At 69.1% G+C, this 17,667-nt stretch carries 18 protein-coding genes; 6 read left to right on the top strand and 12 right to left on the bottom strand.

Features of this window, described 5'->3' with window-relative positions; translation table 11 throughout:
* Window positions 1-48: 48 nt before the first annotated feature.
* The 3 genes from ACS5Q7_RS21025 to ACS5Q7_RS21035 form a co-directional block, all read right to left on the bottom strand.
* The gene (locus ACS5Q7_RS21025; RefSeq protein ID WP_478341213.1) at window positions 49-198 is read right to left on the bottom strand and encodes a hypothetical protein; all 150 of its coding nucleotides are present in this window, start codon (window positions 196-198) and stop codon (window positions 49-51) included.
* Between the two features lie 202 nt (window positions 199-400).
* Entirely contained in the window at window positions 401-2,170 is a 1,770-nt protein-coding gene (locus ACS5Q7_RS21030; RefSeq protein ID WP_478341214.1) for a DEAD/DEAH box helicase family protein, read from the bottom strand.
* Window positions 2,171-2,174: 4 nt separating this feature from the next.
* A complete protein-coding gene (locus ACS5Q7_RS21035) occupies window positions 2,175-2,456 on the bottom strand; it encodes a hypothetical protein (RefSeq protein WP_478341215.1) in 282 nt (93 codons plus the stop codon).
* Between the two features lie 382 nt (window positions 2,457-2,838).
* On the opposite strand from ACS5Q7_RS21035, the gene ACS5Q7_RS21040 reads away from it, so the two are divergent.
* Complete coding sequence (locus ACS5Q7_RS21040; protein WP_478341216.1) at window positions 2,839-3,522, top strand: GntR family transcriptional regulator; 684 nt, start codon at window positions 2,839-2,841, stop codon at window positions 3,520-3,522.
* 57 nt (window positions 3,523-3,579) lie between these two features.
* On the opposite strand, the gene ACS5Q7_RS21045 is transcribed toward ACS5Q7_RS21040, so the two are convergent.
* From ACS5Q7_RS21045 to ACS5Q7_RS21055, 3 genes are all read right to left on the bottom strand, one after another.
* Entirely contained in the window at window positions 3,580-4,776 is a 1,197-nt protein-coding gene (locus ACS5Q7_RS21045) for an HPP family protein (RefSeq protein ID WP_478341217.1), read from the bottom strand.
* 88 nt (window positions 4,777-4,864) lie between these two features.
* Window positions 4,865-6,115 carry a formyl-CoA transferase gene (gene frc / locus ACS5Q7_RS21050; protein ID WP_478341218.1) on the bottom strand — a complete coding sequence of 417 codons (1,251 nt, stop codon included), beginning with the start codon at window positions 6,113-6,115 and terminating at the stop codon, window positions 4,865-4,867.
* A gap of 50 nt (window positions 6,116-6,165) precedes the next feature.
* The gene (locus tag ACS5Q7_RS21055) at window positions 6,166-6,609 is read right to left on the bottom strand and encodes a PAS domain-containing protein (RefSeq protein ID WP_478341219.1); all 444 of its coding nucleotides are present in this window, start codon (window positions 6,607-6,609) and stop codon (window positions 6,166-6,168) included.
* Between the two features lie 203 nt (window positions 6,610-6,812).
* Between ACS5Q7_RS21055 and ACS5Q7_RS21060 the strand changes: the two genes are divergently transcribed.
* A complete protein-coding gene (locus tag ACS5Q7_RS21060) occupies window positions 6,813-7,256 on the top strand; it encodes an OsmC family protein (RefSeq protein ID WP_478341220.1) in 444 nt (147 codons plus the stop codon).
* On the top strand, window positions 7,253-7,660 hold the full coding sequence (locus ACS5Q7_RS21065; RefSeq protein WP_478341221.1) for a hypothetical protein: 408 nt from the start codon (window positions 7,253-7,255) through the stop codon (window positions 7,658-7,660). Before ACS5Q7_RS21060 ends, ACS5Q7_RS21065 begins: the two co-directional genes overlap by 4 nt.
* On the opposite strand, the gene ACS5Q7_RS21070 is transcribed toward ACS5Q7_RS21065, so the two are convergent.
* The 6 genes from ACS5Q7_RS21070 to ACS5Q7_RS21095 all read right to left on the bottom strand — a co-directional run bounded on the left by ACS5Q7_RS21070 (window position 7,626) and on the right by ACS5Q7_RS21095 (window position 15,302).
* Window positions 7,626-8,327: an alpha/beta hydrolase gene (locus ACS5Q7_RS21070; RefSeq protein ID WP_478341222.1), complete on the bottom strand. Its 702-nt coding sequence runs from the start codon at window positions 8,325-8,327 to the stop codon at window positions 7,626-7,628. The genes ACS5Q7_RS21065 and ACS5Q7_RS21070 overlap by 35 nt on opposite strands.
* A 208-nt stretch (window positions 8,328-8,535) precedes the next feature.
* Entirely contained in the window at window positions 8,536-10,296 is a 1,761-nt protein-coding gene (gene oxc / locus ACS5Q7_RS21075) for an oxalyl-CoA decarboxylase (RefSeq protein WP_478341223.1), read from the bottom strand.
* A gap of 178 nt (window positions 10,297-10,474) precedes the next feature.
* Window positions 10,475-11,809: an oxalate/formate MFS antiporter gene (gene oxlT / locus ACS5Q7_RS21080; protein ID WP_478341224.1), complete on the bottom strand. Its 1,335-nt coding sequence runs from the start codon at window positions 11,807-11,809 to the stop codon at window positions 10,475-10,477.
* 449 nt (window positions 11,810-12,258) lie between these two features.
* Window positions 12,259-12,489 (bottom strand): hypothetical protein, encoded by a 231-nt coding sequence (locus tag ACS5Q7_RS21085; RefSeq protein WP_478341225.1) that lies wholly within the window; start codon window positions 12,487-12,489, stop codon window positions 12,259-12,261.
* A 54-nt stretch (window positions 12,490-12,543) separates the two neighbouring features.
* On the bottom strand, window positions 12,544-12,831 hold the full coding sequence (locus tag ACS5Q7_RS21090; protein ID WP_478341226.1) for a hypothetical protein: 288 nt from the start codon (window positions 12,829-12,831) through the stop codon (window positions 12,544-12,546).
* An 86-nt stretch (window positions 12,832-12,917) separates the two neighbouring features.
* Window positions 12,918-15,302: a hybrid sensor histidine kinase/response regulator gene (locus ACS5Q7_RS21095; RefSeq protein ID WP_478341227.1), complete on the bottom strand. Its 2,385-nt coding sequence runs from the start codon at window positions 15,300-15,302 to the stop codon at window positions 12,918-12,920.
* 354 nt (window positions 15,303-15,656) lie between these two features.
* Here ACS5Q7_RS21095 and ACS5Q7_RS21100 point away from each other — a divergent pair, with 354 nt between their 5' ends.
* The 3 genes from ACS5Q7_RS21100 (at window position 15,657) to ACS5Q7_RS21110 (ending at window position 17,573) form a co-directional block, all read left to right on the top strand.
* Window positions 15,657-16,256, top strand: a complete 600-nt coding sequence (locus tag ACS5Q7_RS21100) for a cysteine hydrolase family protein (protein ID WP_478341228.1) — start codon at window positions 15,657-15,659, stop codon at window positions 16,254-16,256.
* Window positions 16,257-16,438: 182 nt separating this feature from the next.
* A complete protein-coding gene (locus ACS5Q7_RS21105) occupies window positions 16,439-17,311 on the top strand; it encodes a type 1 glutamine amidotransferase (RefSeq protein WP_478341229.1) in 873 nt (290 codons plus the stop codon).
* Between the two features lie 52 nt (window positions 17,312-17,363).
* Window positions 17,364-17,573, top strand: coding sequence for a hypothetical protein (locus ACS5Q7_RS21110; protein WP_478341230.1), 210 nt, complete (start codon window positions 17,364-17,366; stop codon window positions 17,571-17,573).
* The last annotated feature ends 94 nt before the right edge of the window (window positions 17,574-17,667 follow it).

Below are 17,667 nucleotides of genomic sequence, written 5' to 3' on the forward strand. Positions count from 1 at the left end.
GCGGCAGCCGCCGGAGGGCGGGCTGCCCTTTCGTGAGCGGCGCCGGGCTCAGGCGTAGCGGGCGTGGCTGGGGGTGGGGCTCTGACGGCTGCTGCGGTCGTCGGCGGTGCCGGGGGTGAGCTTGTCGGCGACATAGACGACGAGCAGGCACTGCACCGAAGCGAAGAGGACGAAAGCGGCGAGGGCGGTGGCGAGCATCGTAATCTCCGGGGCCTATGTTGCGCTGCGATGAGAGCGATATAGGGCTCGGACTCGTTGTATACCAAGTGCAAAATACCAAGTTCGCGCATGCAAATTGTGCATGGCACAAAAGGCGCGAACGGGCTTCGGGGAGACGTGGCCCCTCCCTGCTAGGCCGTCGTCGCGAGAGACGCGAACCAAGGACGGTGGTGGGGACCCGTCAGGCCGTTGGTGCAGCGCGAAATCCGCCTGAACCGAGGGTCAGGTCCGCCGTGAAGGGCGGCCTGTCCGGCGGGCTCTCAACACCCTGTCCGGCAGCGAAGAGGCCTATGGCATCGCAGGTCGCGCGGAGCGTGGCATCGGCGCAGACGCGCTCCAGCACCACCCGGTCCCGCTCGACCAAGGCCCCATGCGCGAAGCGCGCATAGACGCGGCCCGTCCCGCGCTCGGCGAAACGCACCTGCCCGAGCCGGCGGATGCAGGCCTTCAGGAACCCGATATTGTGCTCCGGGGCGCGGTCGACGCCCGCGTAGACCGCGTCCGGCGTCTCCGCATAGACGTTGATCTTGCGGAAGCGCTCGATGTCGAGGAGCGCCGCCGGGTCGAGGATCGTCATCGCGTCGTTACCGCCGAAGGCGATCGTGCGGGGCACCTCGCCGTTCGGCACCGTGTTGTCGAGGAACTCGAAGGCGACGACCTTGTCGCGCCGCAGCGCCCACAGGAAGAACAGGCGCGGGATCCCCGCGAAGGCCTCGACATTGTGGGCGAGCAGATCCTCGACGGCCTTGTAGCGGCCGAACTCCTCGCCGCGCTTCCACGCCCGCTCCACCGTCTCCTCGGGGGGCGTCACCATGAATTGCAGGTAGATCGTGTGGCCGAAGCGGGTCAGCAGCTGGCCGGGACGGTCCATCGCGGCATCGACCGCGAAACTGTCGAAGCGGAACCGGTCGATCAGCAGATGGGACATCCGGCCCTCGGCCGCCTTTTGCGCCATGTAGAGGTCGAGCTTCTCGTCGACGATCTCGACCTCGTACCCGGTGAGCGGACCGGCGTAGCGCCGCGCCGGCCCCAGGCTGTCGTAATCGAGGAGGAACTTGCGCCAGACGTCGGGGGTGATGACCGCGAAATCGTGCCAATCCGCCCCGGTGCGCTCGGCCAGCGCCCGCTGGTAGGGGCGGATGGTGCTCTTGCCCGAGGCCGAGGCCCCCTTCACGTTCATGACGACCGGGCGCTCCTGGGCGCGGACCCGGCGATAGCCCTCGCGGGCGACGACGGCGTCGAACCAGGGCTCGATCATCACGCCGATCCGCCGGCTTCCGTAGGCGTTGGACACGAGGATCGCGCCGATCCGGCGCAGGAGATCCGCGTCGCGGGGCAGGTAGCCCTGGCGGGCGACGAGGCTCGCGGTCACGCTCCGCAGGGCGTCCCACACCGCCCTTTCCAGGCTGCCCGGTTCGCCGGCCGGCTCGTCGGGGCTTCGGGGGGCGGGCTCGCCGACGGGATCCGGTACCGTCGCGCGCAGGCCCCAGGTCAGGCGGTCGAGCCAGGTCCGGGAGACGCGCATCGGCGGCGCCTCCCGGACCGGTCCGTCGAGCAGGGTCGCGATCTGACTGCGCAGAAGCGAATCCGCCTTCTCGCGGATCGCCCCGAGTTCATCCCGGATGTCCGGCAGGCGCGCTTCGATGCCTTCGCGCCAGATCGTCGCCACGATCCGGCGGAAGTTCACGCCGAGATCGGCATAGACCGCGCCGAGGGGGATCGAGAGATCCGCCATGACGCGGACCAACAGTTCGTGGACGACGAGCCGGTCCGCCCGGAACAGGCTGAGCCGGCTGGCCTGGATCCCGCAGACGTCGCTCAGCTCTTCGCTCTCCGCGAAGCGCGTCTCGGCGTTCTCGGGCTGGAAGACGGTCGCCAGCGGCCGGATGTGGCGCGGCAGGCCCGAGCCGAGGCCGGGGTTCCAGGCGTGGAAGCCGGTCTCGGCGGACACCGCGTCAGGCGGCGGAGGCGGCGTCGATCGGTTCGAAGCGGATCTGATACTGGCCGTCCCAGATCGCCTCGGCCTTTTCGGACCAGTCCTTGCCGAAGTAGCGCTTGGCGAGGAACTCGCTCGTCCAGATGCAGACGGAGGTGATGCGGGCATCCAGCACCCGCACATGCTGGCTTTCGAGGCCCGACGTCACGCCGAAGCGCGGCAGCATGTCTTTGCTCGCCAGCCCATGATCGTTCTCGGCCGAATAGACGACCGGGCATTCCAGGATGGTCAAGTATTTCATCGGGTCGCTCGCCGGCTCGGTTGCGATTTCACGCGGACGATCGGTCATGCCGTTCGAGCCCCTGAACGGGCCACGGCTTGGCGATATCGGTGAACGGACACGGATCCGTGCGCGGCGACCCGGGCGGTTGCCATGGCGTCGTGCGTCCGGCCTGATAGGCTGGCCATCACGCTCCTCCTTCGGGTCCGCCCTTCTCGGAGCGGTTCCTCGGCTAAACTTTGGTATACATAATACCTGTTGTCAACAGGTGGTGAGATCCGCGCGCGAGACAGAGGGTTCGCCTTGTGTTTCGAAGGCCGAACGATCATCTTCCGAGCGTTGCGCGGCGGCGCCTTCGTGCCAGCGTCGCTCCCGTTTCAGCGCAGAAGTGTTGCGGACCAGCATGCAGAATCTTGCGATCAACCCGATCGTTCCGGCGACGAGTCTCCGTACGCTTGCCTATGAAGCGCTGAAATCCGCGATCACCGAAATGGATATCTACGGCCAGCCCGGCGATATCCGGCTGGACGAGCGCAGCCTGTCGCAGTCGCTGGGCGTCAGCCGCACGCCGATCCGCGAGGCGCTGACCGTGCTCGAACAGGAAGGCTTCGTGCGCAACGAGCCCCGGCGCGGCATCTTCGTGGTCAAGAAGACCCGCAAGGAGATCGTCGGCATGATCCAGGCCTGGGCGGCCCTGGAGAGCATGGCGGCGCGGCTGGCCTGCACGCGCGCGTCGGAGGACGACCTCGCCTGCATCCGGCGGATGTTCCCTGAATTCTTCGAGGGCAAGCCGCAGGAACACCTCGATGAGTATTCGGAAGCGAATATCCGCTTCCATCAGAAGATCCTCTCGCTGGGCCAATGCGAGGTGATCCAGGGCCTGTGCGGCAACCTGCTGATGCATGTCCGGGGCATCCGCAACATCGCCGTGCGGCAGAGCGACCGCGCCTCGACCTCGATCGAGGAGCACGTGAAGATCATCGAGGCGCTGGAGGCGCGTGACGCCGATCTCGCCGAGCGGCTGGTGCGCGAACACGGGCTGGGCCTCGCGACCCATGTCGAGACCTACGGCGACCATCTGGACTGAGGGCCGAATGCGAGGACGGTGCCGACCGATCCGGCAGCGCCTCCCGCCGAATCCGCTTCAGCCGGTGCGCAGGCCCGCCACGCGACGCTCGGGCACCGGCACGCCGGCAGGGTCGCTGGCGATGTCGGCCAGCATCGCGCCGATCAGGTCCATCTGGTCGACGATGCCGATCAGCCTGCCATCCGCACCGACGACCGGCGCCTGGTGAAGGCCCGCCTGCATCATCCGCCAGGCCGCCTGCCCGGCGACCATGCCCTGTTCCAGGGTCACGGCCCCCGTCGTCATGACGTCGGCGACCGTGCCCTGGGGGGCGCGACCGCGCTGAAGCATCAGGGCGAGCCGCCGCCCGAGGCCGAGGCGGGGCGTCCGCCGCTCCCAGTTGATCGTCTTGTCGATCAGGTCGTTCTGCGTGACGACGCCGAGCACCCGCGCGCTCTCGTCCGTCACCGGCACCATCGTCACGCGATGGTGGCGCAGGCTCGCCAGCGCGTCGCGTAGCGGCGTGTCCGGCGCGATCGCCCGGGTGCCGCGCGTGAGCAGGGCGCCGCAGGTCGTCTGGCCGGATTGGCGCAGGGAGGCATGCATCTGCGCCCGGCGCAGGATCGCCTGCAGGTCGCCGGGATCGATGTCGAGGACTTCGTCGAACTGGGCAAGCGCGGCGTCGATGTCGGCGCGGGTCAGGCCGGAGCCCGTCGCCGCGCTCGCATCGTTGGCCCCCTGGTTCGCTCCCGGCGCGGCGTGAGGGTAGCGGCGCCCCGTGAGGTTGTTGAACAAGAGCGCGCAGATCAGGAGCAGGAGCGAGTTCGCCCCGACAGGCCACAGGACGAAGGTGTAGCCGAGGTCGCGGATGGCGGGGCCGCCGAGCACCGCCGTGAGCGCGACCGCGCCGCTCGGGGGATGCAGGCAGCCGAGCAGCATCATCACCGCGATGGCCGCCGCCACGGCGACCGCGCCCGCGAGCATGGCGTCACCGATATGGGCGGCGGCGGTGACGCCCACCAGCGCGGCGACGATGTTGCCGCCGAGGATCGACCAGGGCTGCGCCAGCGGGCTCGCGGGAACCGCAAAGAGCAGCACGGCGGAGGCCCCCATCGGGGCGATCAGGATGGGCAGGTCCGGCCCCGAGCCGACGGCGGCACGGGCGATCAGGCCGGTGCAGAGGAGGCCGAGGAGCGCGCCGCAGGCGGATCTTGCACGCTCGAGGAGGCTGACCGGCGCGAGGCGGGGGACGAAGCGGTCTCGGAAGCGGGTCATCATCGATCCGTGTCTTCGCACCGGGGATGTGCCGCTGAAAAGGGGAACGGGGGCGGACCAGGTCCGCCCCCGCCGGGCCTTATCCTGCTCAGACGGCCTTGGCGTCGTGCAGTTCGGCGATCTGCTGCTGCGTGTAGCCGAGCTGGGCCAGGATGTCGTTGGTGTGCTCACCCAGCAGCGGCGAGGCCTTGATGTCGACCTTGAGGTCCGAGAACTTGATCGGGCTTCCGACCGTCAGGTACGAGCCGAGCTTCGGATGCGCGACCTCGACGATCGTCCCGCTCTCGCGGAGCGACTTGTCCTCGGCGATCTCCTTCATGGTGAGGACCGGCGAGCACGGGATGTCGAACTTGCGCAGGATGTCGACCGCCTCGAACTTGGTCTTGTCGGCGAGCCAGGCTTCGATGGTGTTGAAGATGTCGAAGATCTTGTCCTGGCGGGCGCGGGCGGTGTTGTAGGCCGGATCGTCGATCCACTCCTCGCGGCCGATGGCCTTGCAGATCGGCGCCCAGGCATGGCCCTGGATGGTGAAGTAGATGTAGGCGTTCGGGTCGGTCTCCCAGCCCTTGCACTTCAGCACCCAGCCCGGCTGGCCGCCGCCGCCCGCGTTGCCGCCGCGCGGAACCACGTCCGAGAACGTGCCGTGCGGGTATTGCGGGTATTCCTCGAGGTAGCCCACGGCCTCGAGACGCTGCTGGTCGCGCAGCTTTACGCGACAGAGGTTGATCACCGAATCCTGCATCGACACGGCGACCTTCTGGCCCTTGCCGGTCTTGGTCTTCTGGTGGAGCGCCGTCAGGATGCCGATGGCCAAGTGCATGCCGGTGTTGGAATCGCCGAGCGCAGCGGCCGACACGGTGGGCGGGCCGTCCCAGAAGCCGGTGGTCGAGGCGGCGCCGCCGGCGCATTGCGCGACGTTCTCGTAGACCTTCAGGTCCTCGTAATGGTGGCCGTCCGAGAAGCCCTTCACCGAGGCGAGGATCATGCCGGGGTTCAGTTCCTGGATCCGCGCCCAGGAGAAGCCCATGCGGTCCAGCGCGCCGGGGCCGAAATTCTCGACCATCACATCCGACTCGCGGATCAGCTTCTCGAGGACTTCCTTGCCCTGCTTGGTCTTGGTGTCGAGGGTCAGCGAACGCTTGTTCGAGTTCAGCATCGTGAAGTAGAGGGCGTCCGCATCCTCGATGTGGCGGAGCTGGTTGCGGGTGACGTCGCCCGCGCCGGGGCGCTCGACCTTGATGACGTCGGCGCCGAACCACGCGAGGAGCTGGGTGCAGGCCGGACCCGCCTGGACGTGGGTGAAGTCGATGATTTTGATGCCTTCGAGCGGCTGAGACATTTTAGTTCCTCCCGTGGATGGAATACTGACTCTCTGAAAGACTTCGTCTTTCAGGTCGGAATGCGCTCTTTGCTTTCGGCTTCTAAGTCCGAAATTCGCTGGCGGAGGCGCTTCTCCTCGCTCCAGCGCTCGGTTTCGTCGCGGATGACGGCGACGATTCCGGTCACCGTGCCGTCCTCGTCCTTGAGGAGGCCGACGGTGAAGGCGATGGACAGGCTGTGCCCGTCCTTGTGCAGGGCCGGCACGCGCAGGAGCTTCGTGCCGTACTTCGTGACCCCCGTGCGCATGGTGTTGGCGTAGCCATCCCAGTGGCGGCGGCGGTGGCGGTCGGGGGTGATCAGATCGAGGGGCTGGCCGAGCGCCTCGGCTTGGCCGAAGCCGAAGATCCGCTCGGCGGCCGGGTTCCACACCACGATGGCCCCGTCGGGATCGGACACCACCACGGCGTCGCCGACGGCATCCACTAGCCCGGAGAGATCGAGATCCTGTGCCATGATGCGCTCAGGCGCTCGGCCGGTCTGTGACCCGCGGCTCAATCATGGCGTTCTCTCCCTTGCTTCCTGCACGAGAGGCTCTCCCTCCCGACGGGTGACTCGGTGATTGGTATTTGGTATGCCACATGTAGAATGGCAGTCAAGCCGAATGTTCGATCCGCATCCGCGGGGCGAGCCGGAGATCAGCGGAGGACGCGGACGGCATGACGCTCGCACCCAGCATCACGATCACCCAGATCGAGGGCTTCAAGTTCGTGGTCGATTTCGGCGCCGCGTTTCCGACGCTGAACACGGACGAGCCTGATCCGATCGGGCACGGGTCGGGGCCTGCGCCGGAGCAATTGCTGATCGCGGGGGTCACCAACTGCCTCTGCGCCAGCCTCGCCTTCGCCCTCGGCAAGTTCGGGCAGGAGGGCGGCGGCGTCACGGCGCGGGCCTCCGCGGAGATCGTCCGCAACGCCGAGCGGCGCCTGCGCATCGGCGGGATCACGGTCGACATCACGCTCGGCGCCTCCGCCGGGGCCATGCCCCGGATCGAGCAGGTGCTCGCCCAGTTCGAGCGGTTCTGCACCGTCTCGGAGAGCGTGAAGGCGGGCGTTCCGGTCACGGTGGCGGTGCGGGACGGCAACGGGGAGCGGCTGCGATGAGCCGCCGGGAGGACACCATGCAGGAACAGCAGCAGACGCGCGCGGGCGCACGGGAGCCGGGGGACCTCGCGGGCCTGTTCAATGCCCGCGCCAATGCCGGAGACGTGGAGGGTCTGGTGGCGCTCTACGAGCCCGAGGCGGTGCTGGCGGCCGGCGCAATCGTCGCCACCGGACATGACGAGATCCGCCGGTTCTACACCGACCTTCTCGCCCGGAAGTCCGAGTTCCCGCAGGCGGAGACGTTGCCGGCCCTCGTGCGGGACGGCCTCGCGCTGACCTTCGCCCGGCTCGCGAACGGCGTCCTGTCCGTCGAGGCGGCGCGGCGTCAGGCGGACGGGACGTGGCTGTGGGCCATCGACCAGTTGAAGATCAAGCCCCGTGCGGAGGCTCCCGCTCGGTCATGAAGAAATCGACCGCGCGCCGCACGACCGCAGGGTCGTAGGCGTGCGGTCCGTCGTATTCGACGAAGGTGACGTCGTAGCCGGCCGCGCGCAGCAGTTGCGCATGGGTCCGGCCGCTGCGGTCGATGGGGATCTGCTCGTCCCGCGTGCCGTGCGAGATGAAGACGCGCGGTGCGCCGACCTGCGTCTGGACCGACATGAACCCTGCGGAGGACACGATGACGTGGCTGACGAGGTCGCCGTTGGTGAGCCCGAGGGAGAGGGCGTAGCTCCCCCCATCCGAGTGGCCCGCGAAGGCGATCCGGGCCGGATCGAGCAGGAAGTGCGAACCCAGCGCCTGGAGCGCGTGTTCGAGCCGGTCACGGTCGGGGCCGTTGCCCGCGATGACCAGATCCCAGGTCGGATGCAGCGATTGCGGGACGAGCAGCAGGAAGCCGCGCGCCTCCGCGTGGACCGCGAGCATCGGCATGATCTTCTCGGCGCTGCCCCCGCCGCCGTGGAACAGGACCACGAGCGGGACGGGCCGGCGCGGCGCGAGGCCTTCCGGCACGTAGAGCCGCGCGTCGCGCTCGGCGAAGAGGCCGAGGATGTGGCTGCCCGGCGGAAGGGGATCCTCCGTCGGGAGCCGGAGCGGGGCGTTGAGCCGTCCCGCGAGCTTGGGGGCGATCATGGTGGATTCCCGATCGGTTGTCCGGCCCGGCCACCGTTTGATCCCACCCTGTTCCTCATCCTGAGGTGCTGCGAAGCAGCCTCGAAGGAGAGATCCAGAGATCGCCGAGCCATCTGGAGCCCTCCTTCGAGGCCCGCCGAGGCGGGCACCTCAGGATGAGGTCGAGTGTGGGATCGATTGCCTTCTTTTCGCGAACGAAGTTTTCCCGTTACTTGCGCTTGATCACGCTCTGCGGGTTGAGGCTGCCGATATTGCCGCTCTCGCTGCCGGCGGCGGGGTCGATCACCGCGTTGATCAGCGTCGGCTTGCCGGAGTCCATCGCGGCCTCGACGGCGCGCTTCAGCTCGTCCGGCGTGACGACCTGGGCGCCGACGCCGCCGAAGGCCTCCATCATCCGGTCGTAGCGGGAATCCGGAACGAAGGTGGTCGTGCCCGGGTCGCGGCCGGTCGGGTCGGTGTCGGTGCCGCGATAGATGCCGTTGTTGTTGAAGACCACGATGCAGATCGGCAGCTTGTACCGGCAGATGGTCTCGACCTCCATGCCGGAGAAGCCGAAGGCGCTGTCGCCCTCGACCGCGAGGACCGGCTTGCCCGTCTCGACGGCGGCGGCGATGGCGAAGCCCATGCCGATGCCCATGACGCCCCAGGTGCCGACATCCAGGCGCTTGCGCGGCTGGTACATGTCGATGATGCCCCGGGCGAGGTCGAGGGTGTTGGCGCCCTCGTTCACGAGGATCGCGTCCGGCCGCTCCTTGATCACGGTGCGCAGGGCGCCGAGGGCGGAGTGGAAGTCCATCGGCGCCGTGTTCTTCATGAGCTTCGGGGCCATCTTGGCGATGTTGGCCTCGCGCTTGGACCGGATCGTCTCGACCCACTCGGCCGGCGCCCCCGTCCAGCCGTCGCGCATCCCGTCGAGCAGGGCGGCGACGCAGGAGCCGATGTCGCCCACCACCGGCGCGACGATCTCGACGTTCGAGTCCATCTCGCGCGGCTCGATGTCGATCTGGATGAAGCGCTTGGAGCCGGGCTCGCCCCAGGTCTTGCCCTTGCCGTGCGAGAGCAGCCAGTTGAGGCGCGCGCCCACCAGCAGCACCACGTCGGATTCCTTCAGCGCCGTCGAACGCGCGGCGCCCGCCGAGAGCGGATGCGTATCCGGCAGGAGCCCCTTGGCCATGCTCATCGGCACGTAGGGGATGCCGCTGCGCTCCACGAGTTCGCGGACGAGCTCGTCGGCCTGGGCGTAGGCCGCCCCCTTGCCCAGCACGATCAGCGGACGCTTGGCGTTCTTCAACTCGGCCAGAGCGCGGGCGATGGCGGACGGCGCCGGCAGCTGCGCGGGCGCCGCGTCGATCACCTTCACCAGCGACTTCGCGCCGGCCTCGGCATCCATCACCTGGGAGAACAGCTTGGCCGGCAGATCGAGATAGACGCCGCCGGGACGGCCGGACACGGCGGCGCGGATCGCCCGCGCGATGCCGATGCCGATGTCGCAGGCGTGGAGCACGCGGAACGCCGCCTTGCACAGGGGCTTGGCGATGGCGAGCTGGTCCATCTCCTCGTAGTCGCCCTGCTGCAGGTCGACGATCTCACGCTCGGACGAGCCGGAGATCAGGATCATCGGGAAGCAGTTGGTGGTGGCGTTGGCGAGCGCGGTCAGGCCGTTGAGGAAGCCCGGCGCCGAGACCGTGAGGCAGATGCCCGGCTTCTTGGTGAGGAAGCCCGCGATGGCGGCGGCGTTGCCGGCGTTCTGCTCGTGCCGGAAGGACAGGACGCGGATCCCCTCGGCCTGGGCCATGCGGCCGAGATCGGTGATCGGGATGCCGGGCACGCCGTAGATCGTGGTGATGCCGTTGAGCTTCAGGGCATCGATCACGAGGTGGAACCCGTCGGTCTGCTCCGTCGGCGAGTAGAACTCGGCGATGGCATCGTCGGCGGCCGACATGTCGACCTTCTTCGCCACAGCGGTCATGGTTGGGCCTCCCAGCAGCTTGTTGTGGTTACGGTACCGTCCCGACCGTCCGATCCGGTGCGGGGCACGATGCGCTCGGCTCGTTTGGCCAAGATTGGTATACGATATACCAGCGTTGAGAACAAGATTTCGCGTTCGAAAGGGCGCGCGCCGGCTCGGGGGCGGCGCGCGTCTTCGTTCACGCCATCCGTGCCGCCTGGACCTTCGCGGCCTCGGCGGCCCCGGCGGGCGCCTCGGTGAGGTAGCGGCGACGCAGGGGCTTCAGCACGAACATCGCGAGCGACGCGGCCACGATGTTGAGGCCGATGATCAGGGTGAAGACGGCCGACCAGCCGTAGCTCGCCGAGATCATGCTCGCGAAGGGGACGAGGAAGGCAGCGGTGCCCTTGGCGGTGTAGAGGAGCCCGGCATTGCTCGCCGCGAACTTCGACCCGAACGTGTCGCCGCAGGTGGCGGGGAACAGCGAGTAGATCTCGCCGAACACCCCGAAATACACGGCGGTGGCCAGGATGAAGACGTAAGGGTTCATGCCGAAGTTGAGCAGGACGATCATCGCCGTCGCGGCGATGCTGAACGCGAGGAACATCGTGTTCTCGCGGCCGATATTGTCGGACACCCAGCCGAAGAACGGCCGGCCGAAGCCATCGAAGATGCGGTCGAGGGAGATCGCCAGGGTCAGGGCGGTCATCTGAAGGCCGAACGGGCTGACCGCCACACCGGCGACCTTGAAGTCGTGGGCGATGGGGGCGATCTGCGCCGCCGCCATCAGGCCGCCGGAGGCGACCATGACGAACATGGCGTACATGACCCAGAAGACCGGGGTGCGCACCGTCTGCTTGGGCGTGCGGTCGACCTTCGTCTGGGGCACGCGCACGCTGCGCTTCTGGACCGGGCTGAGGGTGGACGGCTTGCGCAGCAGGAACGACACCAGGATCACCACGAGGCCCTGGCCGATTCCGAAATAGAGGAAGGCCGTCTCGTAGCCGCTCGACGCGATCGTCTTGGCGATCGGGACGACGGTGATGGCTGCGCCCGCGCCGAAGCCCGCCGCCGTGGCGCCGGCCGCGAGGCCACGCCGATGGGGGAACCACTTCAGGGCGTTGCCGACGCAGGTGCCGTAGACCGAACCCGCCCCGATGCCGCCGACCACGGCGCCGACATACAGCAGCGTGAGGGAATCGGCGTAGGAGTTGATCACCCAGGCGAGGCCGATCATGACGCCGCCGAAGCAGACCACGAGGCGCGGGCCGTACCGGTCGACGAACCATGTCTCGATCGGGACGAGCCAAGTCTCGGTGGCGACGAAGATCGTAAAGGCGATCTGGATGGCCGCGCGGCCCCAGTGGAACTTGCTGTCGATCGGGTCGACGAACAATGTCCAGCCGTATTGCAGGTTGGCGATCATCGCCATGCACAGGACGCCGAAGGCGAGTTGCCACCACTTCGCTGATTCGGGATCCCTCGGGGCGTCGCGATGAACCGCCGCCGTGCCAGAGGCTGATCGGTGTTCCATTGGCTTCCTCCCGCGTCGGCTTCTTCGAGCTCGCGTGGCTGCATCCTGCACGTTCCGCACAGGTATGCAATATACCAGAGTCGAGAAAACGGGACGCCGGCACTATCATGCAAGCGCAACGGGCCGTTTCGCCGGCCTCGCGAGCGGGCGGCGGGTCAGCTTCGAACGGGAGTGTGCGGGGACATCGGCCGCGACGCCGCAGGCCCGTTAGAGTGTTTCCGGGGACACTCGGCTCATACGGTATCACCCGTCTTCGCGAGCGGAGCGACACCATCCGGGGAACCGCCACATCCGGTCAGGTCCCGCACCATAAGGCCTGCTTCGCGACGATCGGGTCGACGCTTGCGCCCGGCTGTCGGAGCGCGATTCGGAGCTTCAAGCGGTGAAAGAGAGGCCGAATCGGCGCCGCCTTTCCGGGACGGACCCGGAAGGACGGCACCGGACGAGGTTCAGATCTTGGCGGCCAGGAGGCCGAGCCCAAAGCCGACGAGACCGGCGACCACGAGGGACGCATGGGGCCATTCGACGGAGGCCTGATGGCCCTCCCAGGCGTAGCGCCGGCCCTGTTCGAGCACGTCGCCGGCCTGATCCGAGACGTCGTCGGCCACATGCCGCGCGGCGTGCTGCACCTTGCCACCGAGTTCGCGGGCGGCGCCCGTGACCCTGTTCGTATCGACCATGTCGCTGCCCTGACGTCGTCTTCCGAGCGGGGAGGCCGCTCCCTTCGATGATCCTCAGTAGTTGTAGGACCGGCGCGGGTAAGTCTGGGACGAACCGTAACCGGTGTCGCGCGGCTGCACCCGCGAGCCGTATTCGATCTCCCTGCGCCGGGCATCCTGCCGCTTGGCGAGGTAGCGGCCCCCCAGGCACCCGGCCACGGCGCCGACGACGCCGCGCTCGGCGAGGTAATGGCCCGCGAGGCCGCCGATGATCGCGCCCTTGATGCAGCCCTTCGCCTCGGCCGCGCCGACGCCCATGAGCGTCACGAGGGCGATGGCGGCCGCGTGTCCGACGATGCGCATGCTGATGCTCCTGTTCGATCCCGAGGAGAATGCGCGCGCATCGGTCCCGTTCCGGGGGATATCGCCCCGAGGCTCACCGGCCGGGTTCAGGCCGCCGAACTCGCGCGCTCCCCGGCCCGCGCGAGGTGGCGCTCGATGAGGGCCTGCAGGTGCGCCCGGTCGAAGGGTTTGCCCACATGGTCGTCCACGCCGGCCGCGAACAGCGCCCGGACCTGCTCCGGCAGGACATGCGCCGTCATCGCGATGATCGGCAGGTCGCGGACCCGGCTGTCGAGGCTCCGGATCGTCTGAGTCGCGGTGACGCCGTCCATGATCGGCATCTCGATGTCCATCAGGATGAGATCGAAGGATTCGTCCTGGACCATGGCGATGGCCTCCCGCCCGTCGCAGGCGGTCGACACGCGGTATCCCATGGCTTCCAGGACCATCTGGGCGATCTCGCGGTTGATCGCGCCGTCCTCGACGACGAGGAGGTGGGCGGGCTGCGGCAGGGACTGGCCGAAGGCGCCCCGCGAGGCCGCCACGGGCGCACGGTCGGGGCGTTCCGCGGCGGTCGGCGCGGCGGGCAGGACGAGGCTGAACCAGAAGGTCGAGCCTTCGCCGTTCCGGCTCTCCAGGCCGATGACGCCGCCCATCGCCTCGATCAGCTCCTTGGCGATGGCGAGGCCCAACCCCGTGCCGCCGAACCGTCGCGTGGTGCTGCTGTCGGCCTGCACGAAGCGGGTGAAGAGCCGGGACTGGGCTTCGTCGGGGATGCCGATGCCGGTGTCGCGGACGGTGACGCGCAGGGCGATGCCGTCGGGCGTCGCCGTCTGGGTGATCGCGACGGTGACGGACCCGCGCGGCGTGAATTTCACCGCGTTGTTGACGAGGTTGAGCAGCACCTGCCGCAGCCGGGTCTTGTCCCCGATCACGAGCGCCCCCTCCGCCGGATCGCCCTCCATCCGCAGGTCGAGGCCCTTGCCCTCGGCGGTGCCGGCGACGAGGGCCACGGTCTCCTCCACGAGGGCGTAGGGCGAGAACGGAGCCGCCTCGAGCGTGACGCCGTCCGCCTCGATGCGCGCGTAATCGAGGATGTCGTTGACCACCGTGGTCAGGACCTCGCATCCGGCGCGCATCTGATCGATGCAGCGGCGTTGGGCCGGGGTGAGGCTCGTGTCGTCCCGCAGCAAGTCGCCGAAGCCGACGATGGCGTTCAGGGGCGTGCGGACCTCATGGCTCATCGTGGCCAGGAAGTCGCTCTTGGCCCGCTCGCCGGCTTCGGCGCGCGATTGCGCCGCCTCGGCCCGGTCGCAGGCCTCGGCCAGTTCGGTGGTCCGGGCCGCGACACGCCCCTCCAGATCGGCATTGGCCTGTTCGAGGGCGCGGTCGCGCTCGCTCAGGCGCGCGAGCAGGGCGATCAGCGCGTCCGTCAGTTCGGTGATCTCTAGATACCCGCGCGGCTTGGGAAGCCGCGTGCCGGCGGGGGCGTTGCTGATGTCGCCGGCCGCCCTGGCGAGGGCGCGCAGCGGATCGGCCAGACGCTCGGCCGCCCACCAGCCGAGCAGCGCGAACAGCAGCGTGAAGGCCGCGCCGCCGAGCATCAGCCGGTTGATGATCGGATCGGAGATGGCCTTCGCCATCTCGACGGGCTGACGGACCAGGATGGTCCAGGGCAGGGACGGCTTGTCGGCGGAGGGCTGCCCCCGGCTCGCGCCGGTGAAGAAATCGCCTCCGTCGGGCCACCGGCCGCGGGCGCTGGCGAGTTCGGCGCCCGCCGCCAGCCCCGACAGGGCAGGAAGATCGGTCTCGATCCTTTCGCCGGACTGGTCGCCGGGGCCGAGGACGACGGTGCCGTCGCCCGCGAGAATCAGCACCTCGACGTTCGGCTCCCGTTTCAGGGCCCTGCCGATGGCCGCCCGGCTCATCTCGCGCATCCAGCTGACGCTCAGATGGCCGCCGACGACGCCGACCTTGGCCCCGGACGCATCGCGGACCGGCATGGCGACATCGACGAAGCGCCGGGGTTCGCCGTAGGGCAGCGCCGGCAGATGCGTGGCGAGAAGCTTCGCCTCGTGGATGTCGATGACGGACGGCGCCTCGATGCCGCGCTCGAACCACGGGCGCGCCGCGACGCTCTCGCCCTCGAGGATGCCGCCGCTGCTCGCGAGGACGACGCCGTTCCTGTCCGCGAAGCCGATCCAGGCATAGGCGGGGTAGCTCGCGCGCAAGGCATCGACCCAGGTGCGCCGCGCCTCGGGCGTGGTCGCGTTCGTCCGGGCCACCGAGGCCAGCACGGTCATGTCGCCGAGCCGCTCCGTGATGTTGGCGTCGATGATCTGGCGGAGATGCTCCGCGAGTTCCGCCGTGTGCGCTTCGGCGCGGATCTGCACCCGCTTGGCGACGAACTGGGAGACGGCGATCGTGGCGGCGAAGGTGAGGAGCAGCGCCCCGGCGGCGAAGACGAGGGCAAGGAGCGTTCGCAACCGCATGACGACGTCCTCAACTGAACCGCCGGACCGTCGCGCGACCCGCCGGATCCGAAACCGGCGTGTCTCCGACGAGGCGGCCAGCGAACCGAACGGGTTCGGTCGGAAGAGCTGTCCGCCGCCGCGATACACGCACCTTTTCAAGACCGGAAGCTTAATGAACGAACCGTATGAAGTCGATTCGCGACACCACAGAGCATCTTCGTCACAACGTTCGGCTTTGTGCTCATCGGAACGCGCGACCATGCTGTCTCGGTAGGCCGAATACCCTGCATCCGCCGCCCTTGGGCCGCGCCGGGGGCTTGCCCCCGCGTCGATGCCCGCGCACATGCTACCCGAATTGAAGGGAGAAGCGGCATGTCGGATCTCGTCACCCTGCGCAACCTGTCCGGTCTCAGCCCGGAGCCGGCATCGCTCGAGGGCTCCGCCCTGGTGATGGTCGATCTGCAGAACACCTACCGCGAGGGCGTGATGCGCCTCGAGGGTGTCGAGCCGGCCCTCCGCGAGGCCGCCGCCCTGCTCGCACGGGCGCGCGACGCCGGCATCCCGATCATCCACATCCAGCACGATGCCGGGCCGGGCTCGCCCTACGACGTCCGTGCGGCGATCGGCCGGATCAGCGACGAGGTGGCGCCCAGGGGCGACGAGCCGGTGATCACCAAGGCCTATCCGAGCGCCTTCGCCGGCACCGACCTTCAGGCGAGGCTGGAGGCCGCCGGCGTGAAGGACGTGGTGCTGGCGGGATTCATGACGCACATGTGCATCAACTCCACCGCGCGCAGTGCCTTCACCCTGGGGTTCCGCCCCACCGTGGTCGCCTCCGCGACGGCGACGCGCGACCTTCCCGCGTCGGACGGCTCGGTCGTCCCGGCCGCGCATCTCCAGGCGGCGAGCCTCGCCGCCCTCGCCGATCTCTTCGCCGTGGTGGCCGCGCGGCAGGCCGACATCGCCGGCTGAGCCGCCCGCGAGACCCTTGGACGCCCGCGGCCCCAGCGCCGCGGGCGGGGCCGGCGTCCCTCCCTGCCAGGATGCCGCACGCATACGCACGGACGTTGCGGGGTTGATGCCATGCATCGCAACCCTCGTGCTCCATGCCGTTCGCCAACCCTGCCGAGGGATCATCATCGCAAAGGCAGAGTGTGGCCCCCGACCGTCCGAACCTGCGTCTGCTCATCGCCGAGAGCGAAACGCCCGACGCCCGCGAGAAGCGCCGCGCCAGCGTCGGCCGCTCCTCGGGCGAGACCTATCTCGATGTCCTGGGCCGGCTCGCGCCCGGCGCCGTCTGCGACCGGGTCTTTCCCGCCGACGCCGAGGCCGCGTTGGCCGAAGGCACCGCGCTCGCCGATTACGACGCGGTGCTGCTCAGCGGGTCGCCGCTCCACCTCTACGAGGAAACGGGCGAGACCCGGCGCACGATCGCGTTCATGCGGGCCGTCTTCGAGGCCGGCACGCCGTCGTTCGGCTCCTGCGCCGGGCTGCAGGTCGCGACCGTCGCGGCGGGGGGCAGCGTCCGTCCGAACGCCCGCCGGCCCGAGGCGGCGTTCGCGCGGCGGATCACCCCGACCGAAGCCGGCCGCACGCATCCGCTCCTGGCCGGCCGGCCCGGCGCCTTCGACGCGCCGTCGATCCATACGGACGAGGTCGAGTCGCTGCCGCCCGGCGCCGTGCTGCTGGCGGAGAACGGCGTCACCACGGTCCAGGCCGCCGAGATCCGGTTCGGGCGCGGCACGTTCTGGGGGGTGCAGTACCATCCCGAGATCGGCCTCGACGAGGTGGCCGGCGCCCTGCGGCGACAGGCGGACGGGCTCGTGGAGGCGGGCCTCGCCTCCGCCCGCGCCGATGTCGAAGGCTATGCCGACCAGATCGACGCGCTCCACCGCGAACCGGAGCGGCCCGACCTCGCGTGGCGCCTCGGCCTCGACGCCGAGGTGACCGACGAGCGGCGCAGGCTGACGGAGCTGCGCAATTTCCTCGACATGCTCCGGCGGGCTGCCCCCCGGAACTCGCGGTGACGCCGCGCGCTTGCCACCCATGCCGGCCCATCGGCCGGCCGGGAGGCGTGCCATGTCCAGCGACACCGAGAAGCACCATCAGTTGCTCAGCGCCCTGAAGGAGGCCCAGGACAAGCGTGACGGGTCCTTCGAGAAGGCGGTGACCGCCGCCTTCGACCATGTGTTCGAGCATCTGGCGCGGTTGAACGATCATGTCTCGCCCGGCGGCCCCGGCGGGGGTGAACCGCACCTCAAGCCGGGCGAGTCGCCGACGCTGCGCTAGTTTCGGCGGCGAACCGTCGATGCCGGGAGGCTGACCCGAACGCGGGGCATCCGCGTTGCGTCACCGCATCGTCTGAGACGGCGCGAGCGGGACG

Source organism: Methylobacterium sp. Gmos3 (genome assembly GCF_056430985.1).